Below are 8,738 nucleotides of genomic sequence, written 5' to 3' on the forward strand. Positions count from 1 at the left end.
TAGACACCATTTTAGCTACAAGAAACACAAACATTGGTCGCATTTGTTTTCCTTTTCTATTAACTATATAGTGTGTAATTCTATTTAATAAAGCAACTTTAGATGCCATTGCCAAACGGAACTTTTGTTCAAAAAGATCCATTTCGTAAGCGATGGGTTGTTTTATTTGTTCAGTTATTTTCAAGCGAAAAATTTCAGTGTTACAAAGCTACTAATAAAGTTTGTTTATTTATGTTAATTACTGTTAGTATAGACTAAAGCGATATTGGCTACCACTCGTTTATTCTATTAGAATCTAGTTTCACAAAAATAAAGACAAGAATAGTAAATCCCCAAAGTCCAGAACCACCATAACTAAATAGAGGTAATGGTATACCAATTGTAGGTATTAAGCCCATAACCATACCAATATTTATTAGAAAATGTATAAACAATATTGCTCCAACCGAATAGCCATACACACGACTAAACTGCGATTTTTGGAATTCGGAGAGGTGTAAAATACGTAGAATAAGTAACACAAAAATAAGCACAACACTAAAGCTACCTATAAATCCCCATTCTTCTCCTACAGTTGTAAAAATATAATCGGTATGCTGTTCTGGTACAAATTTACCTGTAGTTCTTGTACCTTCCATAAAGCCTTTGCCTTTAAATCCTCCAGAGCTAATTGCTTTTTCGCTTTCTAGTAGGTTATAGGCTGCTTCTTTTTTCATTTTTTCTAGCTTGTCGGCATCTTTTTCTAAACTCAACCATATTGTAATTCTATCTTTTTGATGGACAGGTAAAAGTTTATCGTAAGTATAGCGTACACCAAAAGCGACTAATAGTGCAATTAGTAATGTAAGCAATGGTTGTAAAAATGATGGCCTCTTTTTTAGTGTAAAGTAGTAGCTTAGTACAATTATTGATGCAATACCTATAGTGAGTATAACACCAAATTTTAAAGCGCAAATAGCTAAAACTATTAAAAGAGTACCTAAGATTAAATATATTTTAGGAAGACCTTCACGATAGAGAACAAAGAAAAAGGCACCATAAACAAGTGTACTTCCTGCATCTTTTTGAAGTAGAATAAGAAATGCTGGAATTACTATAATTACAAAAATGCGAAGTTGATGCTTAAATTGCTTAATGTCTGTTTGCAAGTCGCTTACATATTTTGCTACTGCTAATGCTGTGGCTGCTTTTGCAAATTCACTTGGCTGAAGTGTCATGCCTCCTAGGTCGTACCAAGAGGTTGCTCCATTTATGCTCTTACCAAAGATAAATAAGCCAACTAAGGAGAGTAGAGAGGCGAGATAGATAATACTAGAGAAACGCTCGTAAAACTTTGAATCTATAGATAATATTAGCGTTATTAAAACAACAGAAAGTACTATAAAAATAAGCTGCTTACCATAAAACTCTGAAAAACTAAAATAGTCTACAATCTCTCCAGAATGTGAAGCAGATAAAATATTAAGCCACCCAAAACCTGCAAGCATAAAAAACAGCAAAATAGTAATCCAATCGAATTTAAAATGTCTATCTGTTTGCCTCATTAAGGTAGTAACTTAATATTAGATTTATCTGGAAACATGGTGTTTTCTTCAAGCGGAATAATTTGGTATTCTGCTTCTCTATTAATTTTAAATGGTTTTCCAGATTGTGGTTTTGCGTATTCGTTTTCTAGGCTATGCGTTAATAACCATTCTTCTAAATCTTTTCTAGAAATAGTTTTATTAATATATTTTTCAATCATTAAACTAGCTACTCTTCCAGCAAATCTACTACCAAAGTATCCATTTTCTACAAATACTGCTAGTGCAATTTTTGGGTTATCTTTTGGTGCAAAAGCAACAAATATAGAGTGGTCTGTTAGTTGAGTTCTCACGCTATCTATAATTGCAAAGTTTTCTACAGTTCCTGTTTTTCCGCAGATTTCTATATCTTTTATTTGAAGACCACTTGCTGTACCGTTTTTATAAACTTGGTACATGCCTTCTACTACAGGCTCAAAATGTTTTTTGTCTATTGTTGTGTATTTTGGTTTTGTAAAATTTTCTGGTAATACTTCGCCTTCAATAGATTTTATAATATGTGGTGTATAATAAAAACCACGATTAGCAATTGCTGCTGTCATGTTTGCTAATTGAATAGGTGTAGTTGCTACTTCTCCTTGACCAATGGCATTAGATAATGTGTAAGTAGAATAGAATTCTCTTGGATAGGCATTTTTGTAATAGTTTCTGTCTGGAATTCTTCCTTTTTGTCCAACAACTAAATCGTTATTTAAATAATTACCAAGCCCTAAACTTTTTACATGATTGCTCCAAACATTTATTCCGTTTGATGCATTACCATTTTTATCTAATATTTTTCTGTAAAGGTTTGCAAAATAGGCGTTACAAGATTTTTGAATGCCTAAAACCATGTCTCTAGAGCCTCCTCCACAATGGCAACCCATAAAACGATTTCCAAACTTATACCCATTTTGGCAAACAATCCTATCGTTTGTGGAAACTACATTCTCTTGTAAAGCTACTAATGCATTCATTAATTTAAAAGGCGAACCAGGATTGTAAACACCTTGAAGACTCCTATTAAATAGAGGCTTAGCAATAGTGTCTCTAAGTAATTTATTAAAGTTTTTAGATCGTTTTCTACCTACAAGATCGTTAGGGTTGTATGTTGGAGCTGCAATCATGGCTAAAATTTCTCCTGTTGCTGGCTCAATGGCAATAATACCACCACGTTTGTTTTGCATAAGCCATTCTCCATAGGCTTGTAAATCTGAATCTATAGTAATTTTTATGTCTTTACCTTGTTTTGGTAAAGTATCATTTTTTCCTTCGTTGTATAGTCCAATATTTCTATTAAACCTGTCTTTCTGAATAAACTTAATGCCTTTTCTGCCACGAAGAATTTCTTCGTAAGATTTTTCTACACCTTGTTTGCCAATAAGGTCTCCTAAATTATAATAAGGATCATTTTTTATGTCTCTGTTGTTTACTTCTCCAATGTCTCCTAAAACATTTGCACCTATAGTTGTTTCATATTGTCTTAAAGATTTTTTTTGAATATGAAAACCTTTGTATTTTCTCATTTTTTCTTGAAGTACAGCATAGTCTTCTTTAGATAAGTGCGATACAAATGATGAAGGTATTCGCCAAGAATAATGTTTGGCTTTTTCAAACTGACTAATAAAGCGTGCTTTGTCAATTTTTAATAGTTGACAAAACTCTAAAGTATCTAAAGCTTCTACTTCTCTTGGAATTACCATGACATCGTAAGATGGTTGGTTTGCAACTAATAGAGTTCCATTTCTGTCGTATACAAAACCTCTTTTTGGGTAATCGTAAACTTTTCTAATAGCATTATCATCAAAAATACTATTAGATTTTGAATTGTAAATTTGAAGATAAAAGAGTCTTGCAGTAAATACTATACCAACAATAATAACAGATAGAAAGAGTAAAATTTGTCTCATTTTTTATTTGTGCTACTAAAAATTATAGTTATTAATAAGCATAATAGTATAGTAAAAATACTTGAGAATAACGTGTTTTTAAGCACTAAAAGTATCTGAGAAAAGTTAAAAATTTCAAGTAAAAATAAAATGAAATGATGAATTAGTGTGAGTATAGTAATATAAGTTATACGTTGGCCAAAGTCTACATTACCAAATTTAATTGCGTTATGCTCGTAAACAGCACCAAAACTAAATTTTAAAGAAGCTGGTCTAATAAAAGCAATGGTAACTGTTGCAGCAGCATGAATACCTCCAGAGTCTAGAAACATATCTATAAGTATACCTAAAATAAAACTTAGCAGTATAAAAAGTATTCTATTGTTTTTTACAGGAAATAATAAAACAAATAAAATATATGGATATGGGTTTATATAACCCATAAAATTTACTTGACTTAGAATTAATACTTGTAATAATAATAAAACTATAAAACGGATGTTATGTATTGAAAAAAGATTAGTCATTTTTTTCTAATATGTTTTCTATAGTTTTGGCATCTATATTTTTAATAATATAAACATGTTCAATACTCGTCATGTCGTTAAATAACTCTATTTCTATTTCATAGTAATTTTCTGCATTATCTAGTTTGAAATTAGATATGGTGCCAACAGGAATTCCTTTTGGAAAAATGGCAGAGCGACCAGACGTTATTACAGTATCTCCTTTAGTTACTGTTGCAATTTTAGGGATTTCTGACAGCTGTATTTTGTTTGGTGAGCTTCCATTCCATTTAAGAGATCCAAAATGTGGTGTTTTTTTTAATTTTGCACTAATACTATTAGTTGTATTTAAAATAGAAAGTACTGTAGCATAATCTCCACTTGTTCTTTCTACAATTCCAATAATACCTTTACTAGAGATTACACCAAAATCTTGCTTAATACTATCGTTAATTCCTTTGTTTAGCAATAAAATATTATTCGTAGCTGCGTAATTGTTTCTAATAACTTGTGCAGCTGTAAACTTATATTTTTTATTATAATTTGTGCTATCTATATAGCTACTATCTGGAATTTGCTGAGTATTATAAAGAATAGATTTTAGGCGTTTATTATCTTCATGAAGTAATTTGTTTTGTTGTTTTAAATTTATATAATCACTAATAGAATTTGAGGTGTTATAAATACCACCACTAAAAAAATTTGCAGAATTTATAAAACGACTTCTATGGTAACTATGCGATTGTATGGTTAACATTACAGCAATAAATAGTAATAGCGCAAACAGAAGAAACGTTTTGTTTCTTAGTATAAAGTTTACTATTTGTTGCATTTATTTGGGCTGGTTTTATTTTATCAGTACGTTTTTGAATTTAGGAATGTTTTTAAGTGTAATTCCTGTTCCACGAACAACAGCACGTAATGGATCTTCCGCAATGTAAACAGGTAAATCTGTTTTTTGAGACAAACGTTTGTCTAAACCACGAAGCATAGAACCTCCTCCTGCTAAATAAATTCCTGTATTATAAATATCTGCTGCTAATTCAGGAGGCGTTTGAGATAGTGTTTCCATAATAGCATCTTCAATTCTTAAAATAGATTTGTCTAAGGCTTTTGCTATTTCTCTGTAAGAAATTTTAACTTGCTTAGGTTTTCCTGTTAATAAATCACGTCCTTGAACGCTCATATCTTCTGGTGGTAAATCTAAATCTTCTGTTGCTGCACCTATTTGTATTTTTATTTTTTCTCCAGTACGTTCTCCAACATAAAGATTGTGTTGTGTTCGCATGTAGTAAATAATATCGTTTGTAAAAACATCACCTGCAATTTTAACAGACTTGTCGCAAACAATACCACCTAAAGCAATTACAGCAATTTCGGTAGTACCACCACCAATGTCTACAATCATATTTCCTTTCGGTTGCATAATATCTACACCTATACCAATTGCAGCTGCCATTGGCTCGTGTATTAAGTATACTTCTTTTCCATTAACACGCTCTGCACTTTCTTTAACTGCTCGCATTTCAACCTCTGTAATTCCAGAAGGAATACAAATTACCATACGTAAAGATGGCGTAAATAATTTCTTTTTTAGCGCTGGAATGTTTTTAATAAACATACTAATCATTTGCTCAGAGGCATCAAAATCTGCAATTACACCATCTTTTAATGGTCTAATTGTTTTTATGTTTTCGTGCGTTTTACCTTGCATTAAATTAGCCTCTTGGCCAACAGCAATTATTTTTCCCGAAATACGATCTCTCGCAACAATGGAAGGAGCATCTACAACAACCTTGTCGTTATGGATAATTAATGTGTTTGCTGTTCCTAAATCTATTGCGATTTCTTCAGTTAAGAAGTCAAAAAATCCCATGTTTTTATGTAATTATTCGGGTTATTAAAAAGTATTTGTAAAAGTAATAAAACTAACTAAAAAAACCGTCATTATTGTATATAGTTCTAATATAAATTTTTAATGATGAGAGATTTAGAATTTCTACTTGATTATTGTTATGTTTTTAAGATGGTTTTTAGATGTTTTGTCTTAGGTTTTTTTTTGTTTGGCGGAATAGTTAAGAACTGAATTTATGTTCTGTTTTTTAGTGATAAAAAATTAAAGTATTCAACTTTTATTTAAGATAATGTATTAAGATGTCTCTCAAAATAATTCATAAAAAAAGACCTTTCAGTTTTGTAAAACTCGAAAGGTCTAATTGTATTTATAATGATATTCCAGCTTTCGCAGTACTTTGTTTAATGCTTAAAATGACGTGTTCCTGTAAAGATCATCGACACTTCATTGTTATTACAATAGTCGATACTTAATTGGTCTTTTATAGAGCCTCCTGGTTGTATTACCGAAGATACACCTGCATTTTTAGCAATCTCTACACAGTCTGGAAATGGAAAAAAAGCATCACTTGCCATTACACTGCCCTTTAAATTAAATTTAAAAGATTCTGCTTTGTGTATGGCTTGGTTTAAAGCATCTACACGGCTTGTTTGTCCTGTGCCACTAGCACAAAGTTGTCTGCCTTTTACTAAAACAATAGTATTAGACTTTGTGTGTTTGCAAATTTTAGAAGCGAATATTAAATCGTCTAACTCTGCAGTAGTTGGTGCTTTTGTTGTAGCGTTTTTAAGCCCTTCTAGAGTATCTGTTATATTATTTCTGTCTTGAACTAAAACGCCATTCAAGCATGTTCTAACAGTTGTTTGGGCAAGCTCTACATCTTTTAAAACTAAAAGAATTCTGTTTTTCTTTCCTTTTAAAATGGTTTCAGCTTCTGTAGAAAAACCTGGTGCAATTGCAACTTCGCAAAATAACTTATGTATTTCCTTTGCAGTAGCTGCATCAATTTCAGAATTAGAAATTAAAACACCACCAAAAGCAGAAACTGGATCACCAGCTAAAGCATCTGTATAGGCTTGGTGTAAAGTGTCGCGTTGAGCTAAACCACAAGCATTGTTGTGTTTTAAAATAGCAAAAGTTGGAGAATCGTTTTTAAATTCATCCATTAAATTAACAGCTGCATCAACGTCTAATAGGTTGTTGTAGCTTAATTCTTTGCCATGTAATTGTGTAAACATGTCGTCAAAGTTTCCAAAGAAAAAACCACGTTGGTGAGGGTTTTCTCCATAACGCAATACTTTTCCGTTAGTTTCAGAAACTTTTAAAGCAGCAATTTTATGGTCTGCATTAAAATAATTAAATATAGCAGAATCGTAATGAGAAGAAACATTAAATGCTTTTGCAGCAAACGCTTTTCTATCATCTTCGGTTAAGTCTCCTTTTTTGTCTGTAATTAATTCTAAAAACTCTGCGTAGTCATTTACTGAAGAAACGCATATAACATCTGCATAATTTTTTGCAGCTGCACGAATTAGAGAGATACCTCCAATATCTATTTTTTCTATAATATCTTGATTTGTTGCACCAGATGCTACCGTTTTTTCAAAAGGATACAAATCTACAATTACAACATCTATTTGAGGAATCTCAAAATCTTTCATTTCTTTTACATCACCTTCATGATTTTGACGATTTAAAATACCACCAAACACTTTTGGGTGTAAAGTTTTTACTCGACCTCCAAGAATAGAAGGATAAGATGTAACATCTTCAACCGGAACAACTTTTATCCCTAAATCATTAATAAATTTTTCGGTGCCACCTGTAGAATATATAGTTACGCCTTGTGCATCTAATTCTTTAACAATTGGTTCTAAACCATCTTTGCTAAATACTGAAATTAATGCAGATTTAATTGTTTTGTTATTGCTCATTAGTAGTTGTGTTAATAAGCCATCAAATTTACGAAAAAAGGATATTAAAACAATTTAAAAAAGCGGCTGGGTTTTCAACTAAAAGTAAGAGTTGTTAACAAGATTTGCTAAAACAACTTAGAAACACCTTCACATATAAACTCAAGAAAACGCTCGTCTTCTTCTGTAAAAGGGTCTGGCGTGTTAGAGTCTTAAACTAAATATTTATCATAATTAAATTTGAAAACACTCTTTATAAAATATAAGTCTGTAATAAAATTTATTCTTACATTTTTGTTAGTCTATATTGTGTTAACTTTTGGGTATAAGTTCTATTTAAAAGTCTCAATAGATTTGCCTTTTTATCCAGATTATGCAACCAACCTAGTGGCACACCAAACGGAGTATTTACTTAATACTATTGGTTATACAGCAAAGGTTTTAAAACATACAGAAGAACCTTCTATGAAATTAATATTTGAAGGAACTTATATTGTACGCATAATAGAGGGTTGTAATGCCATAAGTGTTATTATTTTATTTATGTCTTTTATAATTGCTTTTTCTGGGAAATTTAAAACTACTCTACTGTTTTTATTATTTGGTGGTACTGCAATATATACAGTAAACCTTATTAAAATAGCACTTTTAGTACTTGGTTTATATTATTATCCATGGAGAGGCGAGCTCTTACATTCTGTAATTTTTCCCGCAATTATTTATGGTATGGTGTTTTTGTTATGGATGCTTTGGGTAAATAAATTTTCTAATATTGGTAAAAATAATGGGTAAGTATATTAAATATATCTGGCTCTTTTTTCTTTTTGGATTACTTGTCTTAGTTAGTGCTTTTGAAAATGAATTGTTTTATGATTCTTATTTAAAATTCTTTCATAGCGATTATCTTTATCTAGACTCTCCAAGGCGTGAGGTTTTAAAATTAACACTTTACACTACTTTACGTTATGTAATTAATACAATAATCTCATTAGCTATTTTATATGTGTTTTTTA

At 30.9% G+C, this 8,738-nt stretch carries 8 protein-coding genes and 1 pseudogene; 2 read left to right on the forward strand and 7 right to left on the reverse strand.

The features are described from left to right. From QNK89_RS06710 to purH, 7 genes and pseudogenes are all read right to left on the reverse strand, one after another. A pseudogene (locus tag QNK89_RS06710) lies at window positions 1–184 on the reverse strand (polyprenyl synthetase family protein); the annotation flags it as partial. An 85-nt stretch (window positions 185–269) separates the two neighbouring features. Beyond that, the gene (gene rodA / locus QNK89_RS06715; RefSeq protein ID WP_340170250.1) at window positions 270–1,544 is read right to left on the reverse strand and encodes a rod shape-determining protein RodA; all 1,275 of its coding nucleotides are present in this window, start codon (window positions 1,542–1,544) and stop codon (window positions 270–272) included. Then, window positions 1,544–3,472, reverse strand: coding sequence for a penicillin-binding protein 2 (gene mrdA, locus QNK89_RS06720; protein WP_340170251.1), 1,929 nt, complete (start codon window positions 3,470–3,472; stop codon window positions 1,544–1,546). Before mrdA ends, rodA begins: the two co-directional genes overlap by 1 nt. Beyond that, a complete protein-coding gene (locus QNK89_RS06725) occupies window positions 3,469–3,978 on the reverse strand; it encodes a rod shape-determining protein MreD (RefSeq protein ID WP_340170252.1) in 510 nt (169 codons plus the stop codon). Before QNK89_RS06725 ends, mrdA begins: the two co-directional genes overlap by 4 nt. Then, window positions 3,971–4,789 carry a rod shape-determining protein MreC gene (gene mreC / locus QNK89_RS06730; protein ID WP_340170253.1) on the reverse strand — a complete coding sequence of 273 codons (819 nt, stop codon included), beginning with the start codon at window positions 4,787–4,789 and terminating at the stop codon, window positions 3,971–3,973. The genes QNK89_RS06725 and mreC overlap by 8 nt, the downstream gene beginning before the upstream one ends. Before the next feature lie 15 nt (window positions 4,790–4,804). Further along, window positions 4,805–5,833 carry a rod shape-determining protein gene (locus tag QNK89_RS06735; protein WP_340170254.1) on the reverse strand — a complete coding sequence of 343 codons (1,029 nt, stop codon included), beginning with the start codon at window positions 5,831–5,833 and terminating at the stop codon, window positions 4,805–4,807. Between the two features lie 380 nt (window positions 5,834–6,213). After that, window positions 6,214–7,746 (reverse strand): bifunctional phosphoribosylaminoimidazolecarboxamide formyltransferase/IMP cyclohydrolase, encoded by a 1,533-nt coding sequence (gene purH, locus QNK89_RS06740; RefSeq protein ID WP_340170255.1) that lies wholly within the window; start codon window positions 7,744–7,746, stop codon window positions 6,214–6,216. Between the two features lie 219 nt (window positions 7,747–7,965). Between purH and xrtF the strand changes: the two genes are divergently transcribed. Together xrtF and QNK89_RS06750 are read left to right on the forward strand one after the other, a co-directional pair. Then, window positions 7,966–8,517 carry an exosortase family protein XrtF gene (xrtF, locus tag QNK89_RS06745; RefSeq protein ID WP_340170256.1) on the forward strand — a complete coding sequence of 184 codons (552 nt, stop codon included), beginning with the start codon at window positions 7,966–7,968 and terminating at the stop codon, window positions 8,515–8,517. Further along, a partial coding sequence (locus tag QNK89_RS06750; protein ID WP_340170257.1) for an exosortase F system-associated protein occupies window positions 8,510–8,738 on the forward strand: 229 nt, incomplete at its 3' end. The genes xrtF and QNK89_RS06750, both read left to right, overlap by 8 nt.

It is taken from the genome of Lacinutrix sp. (assembly GCF_037625555.1).
In the GTDB taxonomy this organism is placed as follows: Bacteria; Bacteroidota; Bacteroidia; order Flavobacteriales; family Flavobacteriaceae; genus Lacinutrix.